The sequence below is a fragment of the Streptomyces netropsis genome, assembly GCF_014203545.1.
Lineage (GTDB): Bacteria > Actinomycetota > Actinomycetes > Streptomycetales > Streptomycetaceae > Streptomyces > Streptomyces netropsis.
In genome coordinates, this window is the sequence record NZ_JACHJG010000006.1 from 344,910 (window position 1) to 365,581 (window position 20,672).

Annotated in this window: 13 protein-coding genes; 6 read left to right on the plus strand and 7 right to left on the minus strand. The window is 71.3% G+C overall.

The features are described 5' to 3' along the window. Positions 1-292: 292 nt before the first annotated feature. Complete coding sequence (gene abc-f / locus FHS38_RS17125; protein WP_184734430.1) at positions 293-1,927, minus strand: ribosomal protection-like ABC-F family protein; 1,635 nt, start codon at positions 1,925-1,927, stop codon at positions 293-295. A gap of 498 nt (positions 1,928-2,425) precedes the next feature. Beyond that, the gene (locus FHS38_RS17130) at positions 2,426-5,695 is read right to left on the minus strand and encodes an ATP-binding protein (protein ID WP_184734431.1); all 3,270 of its coding nucleotides are present in this window, start codon (positions 5,693-5,695) and stop codon (positions 2,426-2,428) included. Between the two features lie 146 nt (positions 5,696-5,841). Here FHS38_RS17130 and FHS38_RS17135 point away from each other — a divergent pair, with 146 nt between their 5' ends. The 3 genes from FHS38_RS17135 to FHS38_RS17145 all read left to right on the plus strand — a co-directional run bounded on the left by FHS38_RS17135 (position 5,842) and on the right by FHS38_RS17145 (position 11,142). Further along, a complete protein-coding gene (locus tag FHS38_RS17135) occupies positions 5,842-7,362 on the plus strand; it encodes an FAD-dependent oxidoreductase (protein ID WP_184734432.1) in 1,521 nt (506 codons plus the stop codon). Positions 7,363-7,423: 61 nt separating this feature from the next. Beyond that, entirely contained in the window at positions 7,424-8,086 is a 663-nt protein-coding gene (locus FHS38_RS17140; protein WP_184734433.1) for an SGNH/GDSL hydrolase family protein, read from the plus strand. A 470-nt stretch (positions 8,087-8,556) separates the two neighbouring features. Then, complete coding sequence (locus FHS38_RS17145; RefSeq protein ID WP_184734434.1) at positions 8,557-11,142, plus strand: SpoIIE family protein phosphatase; 2,586 nt, start codon at positions 8,557-8,559, stop codon at positions 11,140-11,142. Positions 11,143-11,459: 317 nt separating this feature from the next. Here FHS38_RS17145 and FHS38_RS17150 read toward each other — a convergent pair whose 3' ends face one another. Continuing rightward, positions 11,460-12,341: a LysR family transcriptional regulator gene (locus FHS38_RS17150; RefSeq protein ID WP_184734435.1), complete on the minus strand. Its 882-nt coding sequence runs from the start codon at positions 12,339-12,341 to the stop codon at positions 11,460-11,462. 50 nt (positions 12,342-12,391) lie between these two features. On the opposite strand from FHS38_RS17150, the gene FHS38_RS17155 reads away from it, so the two are divergent. The 3 genes from FHS38_RS17155 (at position 12,392) to FHS38_RS17165 (ending at position 14,699) form a co-directional block, all read left to right on the plus strand. After that, positions 12,392-12,886 carry a cupin domain-containing protein gene (locus FHS38_RS17155; RefSeq protein ID WP_184734436.1) on the plus strand — a complete coding sequence of 165 codons (495 nt, stop codon included), beginning with the start codon at positions 12,392-12,394 and terminating at the stop codon, positions 12,884-12,886. 149 nt (positions 12,887-13,035) lie between these two features. Next, positions 13,036-13,665 carry an RNA polymerase sigma factor gene (locus tag FHS38_RS17160; RefSeq protein ID WP_268246161.1) on the plus strand — a complete coding sequence of 210 codons (630 nt, stop codon included), beginning with the start codon at positions 13,036-13,038 and terminating at the stop codon, positions 13,663-13,665. Next, complete coding sequence (locus FHS38_RS17165) at positions 13,662-14,699, plus strand: CU044_5270 family protein (protein WP_184734437.1); 1,038 nt, start codon at positions 13,662-13,664, stop codon at positions 14,697-14,699. The genes FHS38_RS17160 and FHS38_RS17165 overlap by 4 nt, the downstream gene beginning before the upstream one ends. Before the next feature lie 80 nt (positions 14,700-14,779). Here FHS38_RS17165 and FHS38_RS17170 read toward each other — a convergent pair whose 3' ends face one another. The 4 genes from FHS38_RS17170 to FHS38_RS17185 all read right to left on the minus strand — a co-directional run bounded on the left by FHS38_RS17170 (position 14,780) and on the right by FHS38_RS17185 (position 20,653). Further along, a complete protein-coding gene (locus tag FHS38_RS17170; RefSeq protein WP_184734438.1) occupies positions 14,780-16,783 on the minus strand; it encodes a DUF8189 domain-containing protein in 2,004 nt (667 codons plus the stop codon). A gap of 66 nt (positions 16,784-16,849) precedes the next feature. Beyond that, positions 16,850-18,265, minus strand: a complete 1,416-nt coding sequence (locus FHS38_RS17175; RefSeq protein ID WP_311775275.1) for a DUF8189 domain-containing protein — start codon at positions 18,263-18,265, stop codon at positions 16,850-16,852. 101 nt (positions 18,266-18,366) lie between these two features. Continuing rightward, the gene (locus FHS38_RS17180) at positions 18,367-19,890 is read right to left on the minus strand and encodes a M23 family metallopeptidase domain-containing PLL-type lectin (protein WP_229821997.1); all 1,524 of its coding nucleotides are present in this window, start codon (positions 19,888-19,890) and stop codon (positions 18,367-18,369) included. 373 nt (positions 19,891-20,263) lie between these two features. Beyond that, positions 20,264-20,653, minus strand: a complete 390-nt coding sequence (locus FHS38_RS17185) for a hypothetical protein (protein ID WP_184734440.1) — start codon at positions 20,651-20,653, stop codon at positions 20,264-20,266. Between the last annotated feature and the right edge of the window lie 19 nt (positions 20,654-20,672).

Consider the following 20,672-nt stretch of genomic DNA (forward strand, 5'->3'; position numbering starts at 1 on the left):
CAGACCACTTCGCCGAAGCGGTCACCGCTTTCCTCCGCGGGCCGTGCTGACTCAGGGACTTCGGGCCGCCAGGCGGTATCCGTAGCGTCCACCGCCGACCGCGCAGGCACGGCCACAGGTACCGCGGTCACCCCGTCGAGATGACCGCGGTCTTCCTGCGGGCGCGGTACGCGGCGGCCGATGTCGTGCGCGAGCAGGACAGAGCGATGCAGGGTGATCCGTCCGACGCGGTCGTTTCTGGGCCCACCGGGTGCGGCACCTCGGGCGTGGGCACGGGCGGCACGTCGGCGGCTCAGGCCTGCGGTGCTCCCGTCTCCGTCAGCTCGCCGTCGGCGACCCGCAGCCACCGGTCGACGCCGATCTGTGCCAGGAAGCGCTCGTCGTGGCTGACCACCACGAACGCGCCGCGATAGCACGTCAGGGCGCTCTCCAGCTGGCCCGCGCTGACCAGGTCGAGGTTGTTCGTCGGCTCGTCCAACAGCAGGAGCTGCGGGGCCGGTTCGGCACACAGGATGCAGGCGAGCGTGGCGCGCAGGCGTTCGCCGCCGGAGAGTACGCGCACGGGCAGGTGGGCTCGGGGGCCGCGGAAGAGGAAGCGCGCGAGCAGGTTCATCCGCTCCGCCTCCGGCCGGTGCGGGGCGAACACCGCGAAGTTCTCGGCCACGGTGCGGTCGGGGTCGAGCAGATCGAGGCGCTGCGACAGGGAGGCGATCCGTCCGTCGGCACGCTTGATGTTCCCGCTGTCCAGGGCGAGGTGCCCGGCGATCAGCCGCAACAGCGTGGTCTTGCCCGCGCCGTTGGGTCCGGTGAGCGCGATGCGTTCGGGCCCGCGGATCGAGAGGTCGACGCCGTCCCCCGCGAACAGGTTCCGCTCGCCGTGGCGGATCTGCATCCGCTCGCCCAGAATGACGGTGCGTCCGGCGGGGACGTCGGTGTCGGGCAGTTCCAGGACGAGCCGCTGCTCGTCCCGCAGGGCGCGTCCCGCTTCGTCGAGCCGGGCCTGTGCCTCGTGAAGGCGAGTGGCGTGCATCTGGCCCGCCCGGCCGGCGGATTCCTGGGCGCCGCGCTTCATGTTCCCGGCGAAGATGCGCGGCAGGCCGGCGTTCTTGAGGTTGCGGGCGGCGTTGCTCGCGCGGCGCTCGGCCCGTTCGCGGGCTTGCTGCATCTCGCGCTTCTCCCGCTTCAGCTCCTGTTCGGCGTTGCGGACGTTCTTCTCCGCGACGTCCCGCTCGGCCCGTACGGCCTGCTCGTACTGGGTGAAGTTGCCTCCGTACAGCCGCAGTTCACCGCGGTCGAGTTCGGCGATGCGTTCCATGCGGTCCAGCAGGGCCCGGTCGTGGCTGACGAGCAGCAGAGTGCCCTTCCAGTCCGAGAGCACGTCGTAGAGCTTGTGGCGGGCTTCGAGGTCGAGGTTGTTGGTCGGTTCGTCCAGCAGTAGCACGTCGGGGCGCTTGAGCAGCTGCGCCGCCAGACCGAGGCTGACGATCTGGCCGCCGCTGAGTGTGCCCAGGGTCCGGTCAAGGGCGAGATGGGCGAGGCCGAGCCGATCGAGTTGGGCCTGGGTGCGCTCTTCGATGTCCCAGTCGTCGCCGATGGCCGTGAAGTGCTCCTCACTCACGTCGCCGGACTCGACGGCGTCGATGGCGCGGATCACCGCGTCGACACCCAGGACCTCGGCCACCGTCGGTTCGCCGGTCAAGGGGAGGTTCTGCGGGAGGTAGCCGATCGTGCCGCGTACGGTCAACGACCCTTCTGTGGGGCGCAGTTCACTGGCGATCAGCTTCAGCAGGGTGCTCTTGCCGGAGCCGTTGGGCGCCACGAGGCCCGTGCGGCCGGCGCCGATGGTGAAGGACAGGCTCTCGAAGACCGGGGTGTCGTCGGGCCAGGAGAAGGTCAGCTGGGAGCAGGTGACGGAAGCGTCGGACATGGGGATGACCTCGTGAGGGAAAGAGGGCAGGCCACTCCGCGAGGAACCCGCTGTGCGGGAATCGTCATGCGAAGAACACTGCCCCTGAGACAGGGAAAGAGGGGACGACGAGATGACCACAACGGCGGCACTGCCAAGGGTGCGCCTGCCGATGGCCGATCAGATCCGGGTATCACCCGGAGATGTCGTCGTCACCCGCCATGTCTGGACTCCTCTACGAAGGATCACTGTCGAGGAAACCGTATCAGGCTCCGCGCGGCTGCCCGCAAGCCCATTTCTCCATGGCCGCCGACGCGAAGGCGGCCCGCTCGGCGAGTAGGGCGCGCTCTTCAGAGCGCCAGGTCCCACGCCAGGCAGGGGAGGAGATTCCTCGCCCCTTCGGGGACGTGCTCTGCAACAGAGTTGATGGTCGTCAGAGGCGGTCGGCGTCGAGGGCGATGGCCGACTGCTGCGCGTTGCTTCGTACCGTTCGCGCTGCGGGCTTACCCCCGCTGCGTCTCAGCGCCGCGGCTCGGGAGGTGACGCGGACGGCGACACGCAGCGCAGCCGCGCCGGATCGGTCCGGGTCAGGGCCGCCGGCGCGTCCAGTTGCCAGCCCGTCTCGTACGCCTCGGCGAAGCGCTCGTCGCCGAGCGTGGCTCGGCTGCGGCTGCTCAACGCCCGGACCTGCGGATCGGTAAGGTCGTGGGCGCCGCGCAGACGGGCCGCCGCGCCGAGCAGGACAGCGACTTCGCGGTACCGCCCGTACAGCGCGGCGAGGCCGGCCACGGTCACCGCCACCGTCGCCACGATCGGCATGTCCCTGCTGTCGACCGCCGCCGTGTACGCCCGGCCCAGCGCCTCTTCGGCGCCCGGCCCGTCGCCGAGTTCGAGACAGAGCGTGCCCCGCACCGCGCCGACCAGTGCCTGCCCCTGGTCGCCTCCGAACACGAGCTGCTCGGACAGTCCGGCCTCGATCGACTCGATCAGCTCGCGCGCTTGGGCCAGGTCGCCGGTTCGCACCCGCAGAGCGGCTTCCCGCGCGTCGAGCAGAATGGCCATCTCGGGCGACGCCGAGCGCAGCACGCGCTCCCGGGCCACGGCGATCGTCTCAGCCGCCCGCGCGGTCTCGTCGAGCCGCACGTGCAGATCGATCAGGCGCAGGTCGACGAAGATCTCGTCGCTGAGGCTGAGCGATCCGAACTCGCGGGCCAGCCGTTTGGCCTCGTTCAGGTCGGCCAGTGCGCCGTCGAGATCGCCGTCGTACTGCCGCACCAACGCGTGCAGGGGCAGCGCCTTGGCCAAGCCCCAGCGGTCGCCCGCTCGGGCGAAACACTCCAGCGCGGCGCGCACGTCGCTGCGGACCCGGTCGAAACGGCCGTCGTTCTCGGCGAACTGGGCCCGGACCAAGCGGGCCATCCCGGCCGGCCACACGTCGGGCCCGTCGGCCAGCTGCCGGAGGACCGTCGGCGGCACCTCGGTCTCCGCCAGGGAGGCCACCCAGACCGCGGTCAGCACGCCACAGGGAACCGGCAGCTCCGGATGGCTCAGCAGCCGCCCGGCGAGCGCCCGCAGTTCCTCGCGCCGCTCCTTGATCCAGTCGTTGGCCACCGCACCCCGGGTGGCGACGGTGTTGAGCGCCAGCAGCCCCTCGGCGATGTCGCGTTGCACGCTCGCCCGCTCAGCCGGCAGCGCGACCGCCTCACCGAGCCAGTAGGCCGCGTCGGGGTGCCGGCCGAGCATCTGCCAGTACCAGATCAGGTCCACCGCGAGCGCGATCGCACCGGCGGCGTCGTCGGTGTCGCAGAGGTGGCGCAGGGCGGCGAGTGTGTTGTCGTACTCGGCGTGCAGCACGTGGAGTGCGTCGAGCTGCTCGGGGCCGCGAAGCAGCGGGTCGTGGCGGGCGACCAGCCCGGCGAAGTAACGGGCGGCCAGGTCCCGCGCGCCGGTCAGGGTGCCCTGCTCGGTCAGGCGCTCCAGGCCGTACTCGCGGATGGTCTCCAGCATCCGGTAGCGGCCGGTGTCCGACGCGAGTTGCAGCAACGATCGGTCGACCAGGTCCGCGAGCAGCTCCGGGACGTCGGCGGCAGGCACCGCGGTGCCGGCGCAGACCGCGGTGGCCGAGGCCGGTGTGATGCCGCCGGGCAGGACCGAGATCCGCTCCGCGACCGCACGGGCGTCCGCGCCGAGCAGGTCCCAGCTCCACGCGATGACCGCGCGCAGCGTGCGGTGCCGGGGGAAGGCGGTCCGGCTGCCGGTGGTGAGCAGGCGGAATCGGTCGGACAATCCGGCGGCCAGGCCGGTCAGCGAGAGCGTGCGCAGGCGGGCCGCGGCCAGTTCGAGTGCGAGCGGCATGCCGTCCAGGCTGCGGACGACGCGCAGCACCTCGCCGAGGTTGTGCTCGTCGACGTCGAACCCGGGCCGCACGGCCGCCGCCCGCTCGGCGAACAGGCGCACCGACGCCGTACGGCGGGCCTGCTCGACCTCCTCGTGCGGCGCGGGCAGGGTGAGCGGGCCGAGCGGGACCAGCGCCTCGCCGTCGACCGCCAGTGGCTCCCGGCTCGTGGTCAGCACCCGCAGCGCGGCGCAGCGGGCCAGCAGCGCCGCGATCAGGTGCGCCACAGCGTCGATCAGATGCTCGCAGTTGTCCACCACGAGCAGGCTCTCCCGGCCGTCCAGCTGGTCCGCCAGCACGTCCAGCTCGCCGACCGGGTCGACGCGCAACTTGGCCGAGGCCTCGAACAGCGCCGAGCCGCGCAGGCCGATCGTGGTCAGCAGCGCCGCGCCGACCTTGGCCGGCTCGGTGACAGAGGCGAGGTCGATCAGCCACACGCCGTCGCGGTACTCGTGCCGGTGGCGGCGGGCGGCCTCGACCGCCAGGCGCGTCTTGCCGGCGCCGCCGGGACCGAGCACCGTCACCAGGCGCCCGGAGGCGAGCAGCGCGTCGATCCGGGCAAGGTCGTCGTCGCGGCCGATGAAACTGGTCAGCGGCGCGGGCAGGTTGCTCTGCCTGACCTGCGCGGCGTCGGGTGCGGGCCGCTCGGCGCGCAGCAGGCGCAGGTGGCGTTCGCTCAGGGCGGCGCCCGGGTCGGCGCCGAGGACATCGGCCAGGCGCTCGCGGACCCGCTCGTACAGGGCGAGGGCATCCGCCTGCCGCCCTTGGGCGGCGAGCGCGTCCATGAGGAGCGCGGCGGCGCGCTCGTGGACGGGGTGCTCGGCAAGCAGCGCGGCCAGACGAGCGGCGGCCGCGTCGGCACGGCCCAGCGCCAGCTCGGCGTCGGCGAGGTCGGCGACGGCCTCGATCGAGGTGTGCGCCAGCCGGGTCGCGACGGCGGGCGCTACCGCGGCGACGACCGTGGGCTCGGCACGGGGACGGTCGCCCCACAGCGCCACGGCCTCGCCGAGCACGGCCGCCGCGGCATGTGGGTCGTCGGCGCGCAGGTGGTCACGGCCCTCGGCGGCGAGTCGCTCGAACCGCAGCGCGTCCACGTCGGCCGCGTCCACGGCCAGCCGGTAGCCGCCCGCGAACTGCGCGACCTCGCCGGCCGGGCCGAGGCTCCGGCGCAGCCGCGAGACGAGGGCTTGCAGGGCGTGGGCCGGGCCGGCCGGCGGGTGCTCGGCCCAGATCGCGTCGATGAGGCCGCTCTGCTCGACCGCGTGCCCGCCGGCGAGGGCCAGCCGTACGACCAGAGCCTGCAACCGGGCACCCGGTACGGGCAGGGCGGTGTCACCCCGGGACAACTGGAAGGCGCCGAGCAGCGTGACACGAAGCCGCGCACCCCCGTCCATTCCCTGATCCTCACACACGCACGGCCGGGTCCTCACATCAGGGCAGTGCCCGTGTGCCCTCGTGTCAACGCCGTGTGCGCGCCGTGTGAGTGGCCCGCAGCAATCTTGGCGTGTCGCGGAGAAGCGGCTTCGGAAGGGGATTTCTCATGCATGACGTAGTGATCGTGGGCGCCGGTCCGGTCGGTCTGTTCCTTGCCTGCGAACTCGGCCTCGCGGGCTGCTCTGTTCTGGTGCTCGAGCGGGATCCGGAGCCCGGCTCCCCGTGGCGGGCGGACCCGCTCGGGATGCGGGGCTTGTCCGCCGGGTCGGTCGAGGCGTTCTACCGCCGCGGGATGCTGCGCCCACTGCTGACGGCGTCGGGCGTCCACGACGATCCCGTCCCGAACCCCGATGCTGACGAGCCGTCACCTCCGCGTGGCGTGGGCCACTTCGCCGGCATGGTGCTCGATCCGGCCGAGGTCGACCTCGCCGCCCTGCCGTTTCGGCTTCCCAACCCGGCGATGGACGGCGTGCTGACGAACCTCGAAGCGGTCGAGACGGTGCTGTCCGAGCGGGCTTCCGAGCTCGGCGTGGAGATCAGGCGCGGCGTCACGGTCTCAGCCATCACGCACGACGACGAGAGCGTGGTCGCGTACGCCGGCGAGCACGCGTACGCGGCGCGCTGGCTCGTCGGCTGCGATGGCGGACGCAGCGCGGTGCGCGGGCTCGCGGGCTTCGAGTTCGTCGGCACCGAACCGCTGTTCACCGGCTACGTCATGCTCGGCACTGTCGCCGATCCCGACGGGCTGAGCCCCGGGATCAACCTGACGCCGACGGGCATGTACCTCCGGATGCCCACCGAGGGGCACATCGGCATGATGGACTTCGACGGCGGCGCGTTCGATCGTTCGCGGCAGCCGACTCTCGACCACCTCCAGACGGTGCTGCGCCGCGTGTCCGGCACCGGTGTGACGCTGAGCGACGTCCATCTCGTCTCGAGCTTCACCGATCGGGCGATGCAGACGACGACCTACCGGCTTGGGCGCGTCCTGCTCGCGGGCGACGCCGCGCACATCCACTCCCCCCTTGGCGGACAGGGACTCAACCTCGGCATCGGCGACGCCATGAACCTGGGGTGGAAGCTCGCGGCGACCGCGCACGGGCACGCGCCGGACGGGCTTCTCGACACCTACACCCGAGAGCGGCATCCGATCGGCGCTTGGGTGCTCGATTGGACGCGCGCCCAGGCGGCGGTGATGAGGCCGGACCCCCATGGCCAGGCGCTCCAGGGATTGCTGCGCGACCTGCTCGGGACCCGTGACGGAACGACCCATGTGTTCGAGAAGGTGTCGGGATCGTCGATCCGCTACGACCTCGGCAGCACGCAGCCGTTGGTCGGCCGCAACGCCCCGGACCTCCGTCTCGAAGACGGCACGCGCCTCGGCGAGCTGTTGCAGGACGGACGAGGCGTCGCGCTCGATTTCAGCACCGACCGCCGCCTGCGCGATGCGGCGACGGGCCGGCAGAGCCGACTGCGCTACGCGGCCGGGGCGGCGAGGAACGACCTCGGACTGGGGGCCGTGCTCGTCCGGCCGGACGGCATCGTCGCCTGGGCGGGCGATCGCGACGTCGACCGGAAAGCGTTCGAGCGGGCCGCCGACCAGTGGTTCGGCAAATCGGGAATCTAGGCCGCCGCTCTGTTCCCTGGTGAACCCTCTCTTTCCCCGACCCACATTTCAAGGAGCACACATGACGATCACCCTCCGCCCGGGAGCCACTGTGGTGTTCACCGGCGATTCGATCACCGACAGCCGACGGTCGGAGAGCGAAGACGGCCTCGGGTCCGGCTACCCGCTGCGCGTTGCGGGCGAGTGGGGCCTCCGGCACCCGGACCGTCCCGTGACCTGGCTGAACTCCGCGATCGCGGGCCACAAGGTGATGGACCTCGAACCCCGGTGGCAGACGGACGTGCTCGACGCGCGCCCGAACGTGGTGTCGATCCTCGTCGGGGTCAACGACATGGGCTGGCACACGCTCGACCCGAACGGCTACGTGATCCCCGCGGAGGACTTCGCGGCAGGTTACGACCGCCTGCTCGCGCCGCTGGCCGAAGCGGGCACGGGGCTGATCCTCATCGAGCCGTTCCTCTTGCCGATCCACGGCGTCGTCGAGGCCGGTGTCGCGCTCATCGGAGAGGAACAGCGAAAGGAATGGCGCGCCGACCTGAACCCGAAGATCCAGGCCGTGCGGGAACTCGCCGACAAGTACGGTGCCCATCTGCTTCCCGCCGACAGCATGTTCACCGAACTCGCCGCGACGACCGAACCGGAACACTGGGCCGCGGACGGCGTGCACCCGACGCCGGCCGGTCACGCCGCACTCGCGGCGGCCTGGCTGCGCCTGGTCGCGTGACCGTGTCTCGCGATCGCCCGCGACACCGGTGCTCGCGCCACCGCCGGGACACCCTCGCGCGCCCCGCGCACGTGACGCCCCGCCGCCGGGCTCGTAGCCGTACCAGAAGGGGACGACGCCTCGAAGTGATGAATCTTGAGGAACCTGGTTGATCAATCCCCGACCGAATGAGCCATGAACTTGACCTTCAGGCAGATTTGAGAGGCTTCTTCGGACCCCTTCGGGAGGCACATCACCGCAGGTGGACGCCTGGACGGCCCTCGACAGGGCGGTGGCCGCGCGGGAACACCTGCCGTCCGGAAGCCCGGAATGGCCGGGTTCACCATTGGAAGTGACGGCACATCGGTTAGTAGCCTGGTGTCCGATCCGCCACTGTTGCCGGGAGCCGGGCGCGACTCCCTCCGCCCGGCCGGTCACCGGAGCCTGCGCACACGGTCCTTGCGGCTGCCGCCTGTGACATCCTCAGTGACGTGACGAGCGAACCTGTCAAGGATGAGGAATCCGGCGTCGCACCCGACGTCGTCGCGCTGGCCAAGGTCGTGGCCGCGTTACGCGCCGAAAACGAGCGCCTGCACCACCAGGCGTCCACCGCGGCCGTGCTGGAGCGCGCCAAAGGCCTTCTGATGGCACGGTCGGGGTGCTCGGCTGCGGAAGCACACGAGGAGCTGACGCGGCGGGCGCGAGCCGGCAGCCGTACGCTGACCGAGGAGTGCTGGATCGCCCTCGGTGACATCCCGCAGGCGGCCCACCCGCCCTTTCTCCCCGCCCAGAGCGTCACGCACGTTCCCGATGTCTCGGACCAGGATTCCCCGGGGCCGTCCCGGTCGACGCGCCACGTCCCGGCCCCCGCCGCCAGCCGGGCCGGGCAGGTGCCGGAATCCGGCACGGAGCCGCGCACGCCCTCCCCCACCGCACTCCTGGGCAACCTCAGCAGCGCGCTCACCGGTGCCACCTGCCCGCAGGATGTCGCGGAACAACTGCTGGACCACCTGGCCGGGCCCCCGGTCCGGGCCGACGCCGTCCTCCTCTTCTCCCGCACCGTGCACGACGCCCTGGAGCTCGCCGGGCACGCCGGCATCGGGGCCGCGGTCGCCGCCCAGTGGCGGTCCGTGCCGCCCGTCGGCGGCATCGCCGCCCTGGACACCGTCCGCCGAGGCGAAGCCGTATGGCTGGAGGACCCGGAACAGGACGCACAGCGCTACCACCTGATCGGGCAGCCACCGCAGAAGTGGCACACCCGCGCCTGGCTCCCGGTCACCACGGGCGGCAGGGTCACCGCGGCCCTTGGCGTCCTGCGCACGGTGGACGCCCCCTTCGGCGAGGACGTGCGCGAGCTGCTGCAGTCCGTCGCCCGGTTGTGCGCCGGGAGCCTCCGCGCCGGGGATGCGCACCCGGGGCCACTCCGGCTGAACGGACGACCCGGTCCGTCCAGGTGGTCCGGGAGGCCCGGGACCCCGAAGGCGTCCGGATGGTGCGCACCGGCCGGGCAGCCCGCGCAACCCGACTGCCCGGGAGGGCCCGAAGCCGGCACGGCCGCACTCGTCCAGGCCGTCTTCGACGTCCTCCCGGGCCCCGCCATCCTCCTCACCCCCCTGCGGTCACCGGCGGGTGACGTCGAGGACTTCCGCATCGACGCCGCCGCGCCCCAGTCCGTCGACGTCGCCGGCCGACGCGGCCGCCGGCTGGTCGGGCTGCGGGTCCTGGAGTGCTACCCCACCGTGGCCGGCGCCGACGTCTGGCGGGGCTACCTGCGGACACTCACCACGGGGACGCCGTACGAGGGCGAGCCCTTCACCTACGAGGAGGTCGTCGCCGGCCTGCGGCAGCGCTCCGTCTACTCCGTCCGTGCGGTGAAACTCGGTGACGCCCTCGTGGTCACCTGGACGGGCCACGACGACGCCGCCCGGCAACAGGCCCTCCTGGCCGACCTGCAGCGGCTCGGCAACCTCGGCTGGACGGACTGGAACCTCGTCACGGGCGCCATCACCTGGTCACCCCAGGTCCACGCCATCCTCGACCGCGAGCCGGGATCGGGCCCGCTGCCCCTCGACGCCTTCCCCGGGGACGTCCTGCCCGAGGACGCCCCGGACTTCACCCGCGCGCTCCAGAAGCTCCTGGGCCCGGGCACCCCCGTCGACCACCTGGTCCGGATCACGACGCGGGGCGGTGTCCGGCACCTGCGGGTCGTCGCCGAGGCGGTGCCGGACGCCCACGGCACCCCCGTCGAAGTGCACGGTTTCGTTCAGGACGTCACCGCGCAGCGCACCGCCGAACTGGCCCTGACGGAGAGCCGGCAGGCCGTCCTGGCCCAGCGCAACGTCCTGCAGGCGGAACGGACGGTCGCCGCCCGCCTGCAGCACGCCCTTCTGCCACTGCCCGGGCAGTCGCTGAACCTGGGCGATCTGCGCGTCGACGTCGCCTACCTCCCCTCCCACGACGACCTCAACGTGGGCGGCGACTGGTACAGCGCCCTCGAAATGCCCGGCGGCGGCATACTCTTCGCGGTCGGCGACGTGGCCGGACACGGCATCGACGCGGTGGCCACGATGGCCCAGCTGCGTTTCACGGCCAAGGGCATGGTCGTCACCGGCTCGTCGCTCACCGGTGCGCTGCACCGGCTCAACACCCTGCTCCTGCACACCCGCGACCACCATGCCACCGCCACCCTCGTGCTCGGCCGCTACGACCCCGCCGACCGCTGCTTGACGTGGGTCCAGGCGGGCCATCCACCGCCCCTGCTCGTGCGCCACGGGAAGGCGGAGTTCCTCTCCCCGCCCGAGGGCATACTGCTCGGCGCCACGCTGCGCCCCTTCTTCGGCGAGGCCGTGTGCCGGATCGCACCCGGCGACCACCTGCTGCTGTACACCGACGGCCTGGTCGAACGCCCCGGGGAACACTTGGACGAGGGACTTGACCGCCTCGCCCGCGCCGCCGAGACCGAACTGTCCGCGGACGGCCCCGGCTCGCTCGACACCCTGTTGTCCCGTCTCCTCCCGGACGAACAGCGCGACGACGTGTGCCTCCTGGACATCCACCTGCCCGCGTCCTCCGCTTGACAAGCGATCTTCGCGAGGCAGCGGGTGCAGGCCGATGCCTCCGGACCGGGTCCCCGGTCGGCCCGGTCCGGAGGCGTCTGCCTGGCCGACCGGTAACCGGGAGCGGGGCTGGAAGAGGCCCGCGCGCATGTGCGGCGTGAAGTTCTCTCCCGAGGGCCTGAGGGGCCATCTGCCATCACTCGGCGTTTCAGCCCACGGAAAAGTTGAGCCGGAGCCCGAGAACGGACAGCGGAGGTTCACCACTTCAGGGGTCGGCCCCCCGAGGGCCGCCGCGTTCGAGTTGTTCACGAGCTGCGGCAGCACCGTCTGCCGGGGTATCAGTGACGGTACGCGGCTGTCGCGATCTCGATGAACGATCGGATCAGCGGGTTGGTGTCGCCCTTGTTCCACACCGCCACCACTCGGCTGGGCGCCATGTCGATCAGCGGCACCGCGGCCAGCTCTGCGGGCAGGTCGTGTCCGAGCGGGGCCAGGCCGACCGTGCCGTTCCACAGCACGGCCTGCAGGCATTCCTGGACGACGCGCACCACTGGGCCCTCGCGCGGCTCGCCGCCGTTCCAGTACGACTGCCAGATCGGGTCGGTTCCCCGCGGGAACTGGAACCAGCGGCGGTCGCCCAGGTCGGCCCGCCGCAGCCGGCCGCGGCGGGCCAGCGGATCGTCGGCGCGCAGGACCACGCCAACCGGATCGGTGCGCAGCTCACGCAGCGTCAGGGCGGTCTCGTCGAAGGGCGCACGGGTCAGGGCGATGTCGACCAATCCGGCGCGCAGCCCGCAGGTCGGGTCGGTCAGGTCGGTGTCGCGGATGCGGATGTCGATGTCGGGGTGGCTCCGGCGGTAGGCGTCGGCCAGCCTGGTCGCTCCCGGGTCGGTGCTGTCGCCCAGGATGCCGACGGTGAGGGTCGCGACGCCGGCCGCCGCAAAGACGCGTGCGCGGACGCGGTCGGCGTGGTCGAGCAGGGCCCGCGCCTCATCGAGCAGCACTGCGCCCACCGGGGTGAGCGTGACACCGGCAGGCGAGCGGGCGAAGAGCAGGGCACCGGCCTCGGCCTCCAGTTGCTTGATCGCCCGGCTCAGCGGCGGCTGGCTCATGTGCAGTCGAGTGGCGGCCCGGCCGAAGTGGAGTTCCTCAGCGACCGCCACGAAGTAGCGCAGGGTACGTAGCTCCACGCTGCAACGATACCCACCGGGTATCGGCATCGCGCAATGAGTCTTGGACAGTCGCAGGGCCCTGGCGGTGCACTCGGAGCATGACCGAAGAAGCCAAGACCTGCGCACCGCAGGCCGACCCCGCCGTATCGGTGGTCGGCCCGGACGACGGCGAGACGATCGACCTGGGCACCACGCGCATGCGCGTCCTCGAAGACGGCAGCCATACCGGGCACCGCCTCGCTGTCGCCGAGTCCGTCCTCGCCCCGTACACCGCCGGACCGCCGCAGCACCGCCACTCCCGGCACGACGAGGGTTTCTACATCGTCTCCGGCACGGTGCGGTTCACCGTCGGGGACAAGGACTACGACGCCACCACGGGTACGCTCGTGATGGTCCCGCCCGGCGTCCCCCACACGTTCGCCAACCTGACCGACCAACCCGCCGTCATGCTCAGCATCTTCACCCCCGACCTGTACGTGCAGTACTTCCGAGACCTCCAGAACGTGATCGCCGACGGTCGGCCGCTGACGCCACAGGCCGGCATCCAGCTGATGAGCCACTACGCGACCGAGCCCGCCACCGACCTCACCTGAAGCCGGCGGGATGCCCGCCCCACCGTGCCTCGGGACGGTGGCGGCGCGCTCCGGTTCGGCCAAGGGGTAGCCGGGAACGGGCGGGGAGGCCGTCCCGTCGTGTGACCCACATCACGGGAACCCGTACCTTCCATCGGACATATCAAGACGTGACGTCAATACACACCCGCATCAGGGACGGCGACCCGGACTCCTTCCGCCATCTCTTCCGCTCACACGCCCAGATCGTCCACCGCTACGCCATCCGCGCCACCGGCGACCGGTCCACCGCCGAGGACATCGTCTCGCTCACGTTCCTGGAGGCCTGGCGCCTCCGCGCCAAGCTTCCCGAGGAGCCGGACGGCGCGAAGGCCTGGCTGATGGGCATCGCGGTGAATGTCCAGCGCAACACCAACCGTGCCGCCCGCCGCCACGAGAAGGCCCTGGCCCGCATGCCCGCCAAGGAAGCCGTGCCGGACATCGCGGGTGAAGTGGTGGGCAGGATGGCGGACGCCGAACAGCTCACCGCCGCGAAGAACGCCCTGGGGAAGCTGCGCCGGTCGGAGCGCGAGGTCGTCACCCTCTGCGTCTGGTCCGGCCTGAGCTATGCGGAAGCGGCCGAGGTCCTGGGCGTGGCCGTCGGCACCGTACGGTCGCGGCTGTTCCGGGCCCGCGAGCGCCTGCGCAAGCTCACCGAACAGGAGCTCCGGCAACACGCTGACGAGACGGCGGCCCGGCGGCCCGAGCACCTCCACCTGCACCTGAACCTGAACCGGACGACCGAGAAGTGGAACCGATGATGCGTATCTCCCGACGGCCCCAAGAGCCGCTCGACCACAGCGACTTCGACCTCCTGCTCCCCCGGCAGGACGAGACCGCCCTGCCCAAGGCCCGGCAGGACCTGCTCGAAGAGGCCCTGTGGGCCGAGGCGCACCGGACCGCCCCGCACGCACCGCGCTCCCGTGCGCACCGCACGGCCTGGATCGCGCTACCGGCTGCCGCAGCCGTGATCGCGGGTGCCGTGATCGTTGCCCCGGACAGCTCGGGCACCTCGGGTACGGACACCCGCCCGCCGAAGGCCGGCGCGAAGCTGCAACCCGGCACCGGCAAAGGACTGTCGGCGACCGTCGACCGCATCTCGCTCGTGGCGGCGCGGCAGCCGGCCCTGGAGCCCCGGCAGGACCAGTACATCTACGTGGAGAGCAAGGTGACGGGCGGGCGCGTCGACAGGGCGGGCGGCAAGGAGAAGCTCGTGGTGACTCCGCTGCACTCGCGCCAGGTCTGGCACTCGCCCGACGGCCTCAAGAATTTCCTCTATGAGCCCGGCCATGCATTCATGGACAAGAACGGCGAGGACCTCGACCTCGACCGTCCCGATGACGTCACCGACCGGGGCTCCTACAACAGCGTCAAGGCGCTCCCCACCGACCCCGACGTCCTGCTCAAGCGCCTCTACCGGGGGGGCAGGATGGGCAACCCGCAGGCCGACTGGACGGCGTTCGGGGAGATAGGCCAGCTGTTGGAGGAGCAGATCGCGGCGCCGAAGATCAGCGCCGCACTGTTCAAGGCGGCTGCCAAGATCCCGGGCGTCACGCTCGTGGACAAGGCTGCCGACGCGACCGGCCGGCCCGGTGTCGCGATCACTTGTACCGGCCCCAACAGCCGTCAGGAGTGGATCTTCGACAGGAACACCTATGCGTACCTCGGCCAGCGTGATGTGCTGGTCAAGCCGTATCGGGGCCTCGAACCCGGCGCCGTCACCTACGAGACCGTGGTCGTCAAGCGAGCCGTGGTCGACGCGAAGAAGGAACTCCCCGACGGCACGACGCTCTGAGCCGATCCTGACCTCAAGCATCCGGATCGGCAGCCGCACCTGCCCGAGGGGCCTCGCTCGCCGCGGCGGTTCCGGGCCCGCTACCGGTCCACTGAGCGGTCACCGAATGCGGTCCACGGGCGCCAGCCGCTGCCGGGCTGAGCCTGTACACGAGTGCGTATCCGCCCTTGGGCGGTAACGGCGAAGACGTGAATCCGTCCGGTGGCATCAGCCGTGGCCGTGGGCAGGGCGGCGAGCTGGACACCGGGCTCGCCGAAGTCGTCAGCGGCATCCCAGCTACCGCCGGGGGTGACCTGCCGGCGGTGGCTGAGCCGAGCGCCGCCAGGAGACAGGGCGAAGGCGTCGAGCCTGCCGTCGGCGTCGGCGACGAGCGCCGGGGCCGTGGCGGTCCAGCCGAACATCGGTTGCCAGTCGTCCCAGCCTCCGCTCGGCACGGTCTGCCGCCGGGAGAACGTCGCCACACCGGACGGGGCCATCGCGGCGACGGTGAGCCTGCCGCTGCCGTCACGTGCCACGCGCGGCGCGGTGCCGGCCGCGGTGCCGAAGCGGCTCCACTGTGCCCAGGCGCCGTTGGGACTCTCCTGCCACCGGTGGTAGATCCCGGCGCCACCGGGCGCGAGGGCGAAGACTTCCAACCGCCCGTCGGCGTTGGCTGCGACGACGGGCGGTGCGCCCGCGGGGCCGCCGAAGCCGCCGTCCCACGCGTCCCAGGTCGGCGATCCGGGTGAGGCCTGCCGTCGCCGGGCGATGGCGGTGCCGCCCGGGCCGAGCGCGAAGACCTCCAGTCTGCCGTCGGCGTTGCGGGCGACGGCCGGGGCTGCGCCTGCCGGGCCACCGAACTCCTCCCAGTCGTGCCAGCTGCCGTCGGGCCGCTGCACCCGGTGGTGCAGGTTGACACCGCCCGGGGCGAGGGAGAACACCTCCAGCCTGCCGTCGGTGTTGCGGCCGAGCGTGGGAGCTGCCCCGGCCGGTCCGCCGAACGACTCCCACGGCGACCACGTGTCGGCCTGCGGGTCCAGTTGGGCGCGTCGCAGCAACGAACCGTCGCCCGCGTCCAGCGCGAACACGGTCAGCCGGCCGGCGACATCCAGTCCGGCGGCGGGGTTGTCGACGCTCCGCCAGGGCGGTGGTGTGTCCCGCCACTGCAAGGGGGCGAGGTACAGCCCCTGGCGGAACCAGCCCGCGGCACTCCCGTGCCACTCCTGTCCGTCGGTGACCACCTCGACCGCGTGACCGGGCACATGGCCCGCGTAACCGCCGAGGTCGAAGGAGAACGGATTCCGGGACGCGAACACGTCGGTGCCGTCGTAGCCGTTGCGGGGCCCGATGAACAGGTAGTACCAGCCGTCCCGCTCGACGACGAAGGGCGACTCGGTGACCGATACCGTCGCGGCGGTGGTCGCGTCGGTGAACGCGATTCCCGGTTCACTCCAGTGCAACAGGTCCTCGGAGCGCCGGAAGGCCACCACGTGCCGGCCGCCCTGGCCGGACAGTTCGGTGTAGTACATCACCCACTGGCCGGCGATCCTCACCACCATCGGGTCGCGCGCCACGCGCCCCCGGAAGAGCGGGCCGGTCGGGACTCGCGTCCAGGTGAACAGGTCGGTCGAGGTGGCGAGGTTGATCGCGGCACCGCTCCGGCCACCGGCGGCATAGAACATCCAGTACGTGCCGCCTGCCTCGATGACGTGCGGCGCCCACAGGTGTTCCTCGCCGAAGTAGGCCGGGTCGACGGTCAGCGCGTCGGCGTGCGTGGTCCATGGTCCGTACGGATCCGGGGCGGAGGCGTGGGCGAAGGAGACCTCGGCCGCGCTGTCGGGGGCTTGGCCGGGAGGCGCACCGGCACCGACGATGCTGAACAGGTGCCACTGGCCCGCTGCCTTGATCAGCGTGTGGTCGTTCAGGTAGCGCCGCCCACCGGGGGTGGACGGATCGTAGACGTGTGTGAAGGGCCCCGCGTCGATCCACCGGTGGGGCGGGGGCGGCGCAGCGGTGGCGACCGCGCCGCCCACGGCCCCCGGCAGTGCGAGGGCACCCGCCGCGGCGCAGCCCTGGAGCAGACGACGTCTGCTGATCGGATACATGGGTCCTCCCGCAGGGGTGCCGCGGCCGGCCGGGCCTCGTCGCCCCGGCCGGCCACGGGTGTCGGTTCACTTGACGGGCGGGCCGGAAGTGCTGTTGAGCCAGGCCCATTCGGACCAGGTGCTGAAGCCGGTCTGCCACCTGTGGTGCACCCCGGCCTGGCTCGTCCCGAAGACCTCGATGCGGCCGTCGGCATTCGCCGTGGCACTGATCTCGGTGCCGCCGGTTCCGAAGTTGTCCCAGTCGGCGTAAGGAGCGTTCGCGCCCTTCTGCCAGATGTGCATGGCGGCATCACCGTTGATGGCGAAGACCTCCACACGCCCGTCGGGACTGCGGTCGCTGGTGAGCTGGGAATTCGCAGGACCGCCCGTCGGCTCCCAGCCCGACCAACTGGTCGGACTCGTCTGATACCTGTGGAACACCCCCACCGGGCCGGAAGCGAACACCTCCAAGCGGCCGTCCGCGTTGTGGTCGACGGTCACGTCATGACCGCCGCCACCGAAGTCCTCCCACTGCGACCAACCACCGTTGACCGCCGTCTGATACTGATGCTGGAACGTGCTCCCGTTGAGCGCGAACACCTCAAGACGGCCGTCGACAGCCTTCTCCATCTTCACCCGGCTGTCCGTGGGACCACCGCCGGAAGGCTCCCACTCCGACCAACCGCCGTTCGGAGCAGCCTGATACCGGTGGAACACCCCCTTCGGCCCCGAGGCGAACACCTCGAGACGGCCATCGGCGTTGACCCCCGCGGCCACGCTGCTCCCGCCGGTACCGAACGCCTGCCAGTCCGACCAGGCGCCGGACGGGGAGAGCTGATAGCGGTGCTGGGCAACGTCGCCATTGATCGCGAACGCCTCCAGACGCCCGTCGGCATTCGACGCGATCGCGAGCTGCGCATGGCCGGGCCCGCCCAGCCGCTCCCACTCCGACCAGGCGCCGTTGACCTGGGTCTGCCAGGCGTGGTGCACCCCGTCGGCCCCGGCCGCGAACACCTCCAGTCGGCCGTCGGCCGACCGCGCCGACACCACCCGGCCCGACTCCTGGGGGTACACCAGCGGCGCGGGGCCGGGGCCCGGATGCCCGAGTCGCGCCACCGCGGCGCGTGCCTCGCCCATGTGCCGCAGGTGATGGCCCATGACGTACGTGGACCACGGCTGCCAGTTCTTCCCCTGGTTGGAGATACGGTACGCCTCGTTCGCGTTGCACTGGGCATCGTAGGCGCAGGCGTCGTCGACCTCCGCATGCCAGTAGTTGTTGATCTGCCACAGCCCGCGGTCGGTCGACGCCGGGGTGTTGCCCGTCGTGTTCGACGCGGACGGGTTGCAGCTCGACTCGGCCAGTGCGACGGCGACGGCGAGTTCCAGCGCCTCGCCGCGCCAGCCCGCGTTGTAGCCGACCTGGGCGCACAGGTCGCTCGGGTCCGCTTGTGCCGGTGAGGCGCCGATGACCAGGCCCGCCGCGGCGAGCAGCGGAGCCAGCACCGACACGACGATACGGCGGCAAGCACCTCTGGCCGGCAAGGCCGTTCTCGCTCGCCGATAGCCCAGGATCGATATCAACTGCTGCCCCTTCAGGTGGCCGGTCATGTCATGGGGGGACCGGAGGTGCCGTTCACCCAGGTCCATTGCGACCAGGTGCTGAACCCGGTCTGCCACCTGTGGTGGACCCCCGCCTGACTGCTGCCGAAGACCTCGATACGGCCGTCGGCATTGGTGGCGGCAGTGATCTCGGTTCCGCCGGTGCCGAAGTTGTCCCAGTCGCTGTAGGGAGCGTTCACGTCCTTCTGCCAGATGTGCGCGGCGGTCTCACCGTTGATGGCGAAGACCTCGACACGCCCGTCGGCGGTGCGGTCGCTCGTGAGCCGGGAATTGGCAGGGCCTCGCGTGGGCTCCCACCCCGACCAACTGGTGGGGCTCGTCTGGTACCTGTGGAACACCCCCACCGGTCCCGAAGCGAACACCTCGAGACGACCGTCGGCATTGTGGTCGACGGTCACGTCGTGACCGCCACCGCCGAAGTCCTCCCACTCCGACCAGCCGCCGTTGACGGCGGTCTGGTACTGGTGCTGGAAGACGCTCCCGTTGAGGGCGAACACCTCGAGCCGGCCGTCAGGAGCCTTCTCCATCTTCACCCGGCTGCCGGTGGGGCCACCGCCCGTGGGCTCCCAGGTCGACCAACCGCTGTTGGGCGCGGTCTGATATCTGTGGAAGACGCCCACCGGACCGGAGGCGAACACCTCGATACGGCCATCACCGTTGACTCCGGCAGCGACAGTGCTTCCACCGGTACCGAAGTTCTCCCAGTCCGACCAGGCACCGGACGGCGTCAGCTGGTAACGGTGCTGGACGGTGTCGCCGTTGGCGGCGAATGCCTCCAGCCGGCCATCGGCGTTGGGAGCGACCGCGAGCTGCGCGTTACCGGGGCCGCCCAGCCGCTCCCACTCCGACCAGCCGCCGTTGACCTGGGTCTGCCAGGCGTGGTGCACCCCGTCGGCCCCGGCCGCGAAGATCTCCAGCCTGCCGTCGGCCGACCGCGCCGAGACCACCCGGCCCGACTCCACCGGATACACCAACGGCGGGGGCCCGGGGCGTTGGCCTGGCGTGCACGGTATGGTCACGCCGCGTTCCGCGAGGTAGGGAATGGGGTCGATGCCATGATTCATGCTGGTGTCGCGTCGCACCCGCAGGTGGAGGTGGGGACCGTCGGCCTGGCCTTCGGCACCCATGAGCGCGATGCGCTGACCGGCCGTCACCCGGTCGCCCACGGACACGTCCCGCCGGTACATGTGCCCGTACTCGGTCACCGTTCCGTCGGGGTGCAGGATGCGGATCCACTGGCCGTAGCCGTCGGCGGGACCTGAGTTGATGACCTCGCCGTCGCCCACGGCATGGATCGGAGTGCCGTAGTTGCTGGCGATGTCGATGCCGTCGTGATCGCGAGCGCCGCCGTAGGGATCGGAAATGAAGCCGACCGTCGGGCAAGAAGCGGCGAATCCGGCTACCTGGGCTCGCGCGGCGGCCGGGGACGTCGTCATCAACGACGGCAGTACGGTGACTGCCGCCGCGAGAACGAGGCGCAGCGCACGTCTGGAAAGACCGTGTAGCACGTGGCGTCCTTCCCCCTCGGGGTCATGTCGGAACGGACGGGTGGGGTACGGTCGCGGCTCGTTGAGCGAGGGATGGCGCGCACCGGCGGGGTGGACGCTAGCCACGGCTGCCCGGTGAGGGCATCGGGAACGCTACGGGTTGACAAAGCGGCGTCCGCGGCGGCCGGGGTGCCGGTGCGCCTGCCGTCCCAGGTGCGGCGTCTCCCTTCAGCCGGCCGTCGACCGGCCCCACACGGGCGGGGAGCAGTTACGCCTACGGATCTTGTGGTGGGGATACGGACGGGGTGGCGGAAAGGCCGGCGACTGTTCCACCAAGGCGGGCCCCGCCGTCTGCAATACGGCAATGTCCCCTCTCGCGAGGGGACATTGTGGACTACTTGGCGCGTACCTTGCGGACCTTTGGCGGCTCACATTCCTTCGCGGCGGCAATAAAGGGCTCGAGCGCATCATGGAGCTTATTCAGCGAGTCGGGCCCGAGATCGATCTGGTAATACTGGACAGACGGGATCAACCTGGGTTCGAATTCGCTGCTTCCGTCCTCATCGTTCTTCGCGGCCCCCACCCGGACCTCCATACCTGGGACTGCGAACGTGTGCAGATGGACGTCCCCGGTCACGGTCGGATCGAGGTCGTCGTAAGACTCGACCTTCACCCATATCTCCTGGGTGAAGGACTGGTCTCCCACCGTCAATGTTCTGCCTCCCTTCTGCACACCCGGCTCGCCTTGCCGCGATTCGTCTACCTCAATAAATCTGGTGCCCATCAACGCCCCTTCTCAAGAA

What these genes read in the sequence shown, in the direction of transcription:
- FHS38_RS17165 (WP_184734437.1), top strand. Translation starts at nt 13,662, where the DNA reads ATGATGCGTATCTCCCGACGGCCCCAAGAGCCGCTCGACCACAGCGAC.
- FHS38_RS17155 (WP_184734436.1), top strand. Translation starts at nt 12,392, where the DNA reads ATGACCGAAGAAGCCAAGACCTGCGCACCGCAGGCCGACCCCGCCGTA.
- FHS38_RS17150 (WP_184734435.1), bottom strand. Translation starts at nt 12,341, where the DNA reads ATGCCGATACCCGGTGGGTATCGTTGCAGCGTGGAGCTACGTACCCTG.
- abc-f (WP_184734430.1), bottom strand. Translation starts at nt 1,927, where the DNA reads ATGTCCGACGCTTCCGTCACCTGCTCCCAGCTGACCTTCTCCTGGCCC.
- FHS38_RS17130 (WP_184734431.1), bottom strand. Translation starts at nt 5,695, where the DNA reads ATGGACGGGGGTGCGCGGCTTCGTGTCACGCTGCTCGGCGCCTTCCAG.
- FHS38_RS17140 (WP_184734433.1), top strand. Translation starts at nt 7,424, where the DNA reads ATGACGATCACCCTCCGCCCGGGAGCCACTGTGGTGTTCACCGGCGAT.
- FHS38_RS17185 (WP_184734440.1), bottom strand. Translation starts at nt 20,653, where the DNA reads ATGGGCACCAGATTTATTGAGGTAGACGAATCGCGGCAAGGCGAGCCG.
- FHS38_RS17170 (WP_184734438.1), bottom strand. Translation starts at nt 16,783, where the DNA reads ATGTATCCGATCAGCAGACGTCGTCTGCTCCAGGGCTGCGCCGCGGCG.
- FHS38_RS17135 (WP_184734432.1), top strand. Translation starts at nt 5,842, where the DNA reads ATGCATGACGTAGTGATCGTGGGCGCCGGTCCGGTCGGTCTGTTCCTT.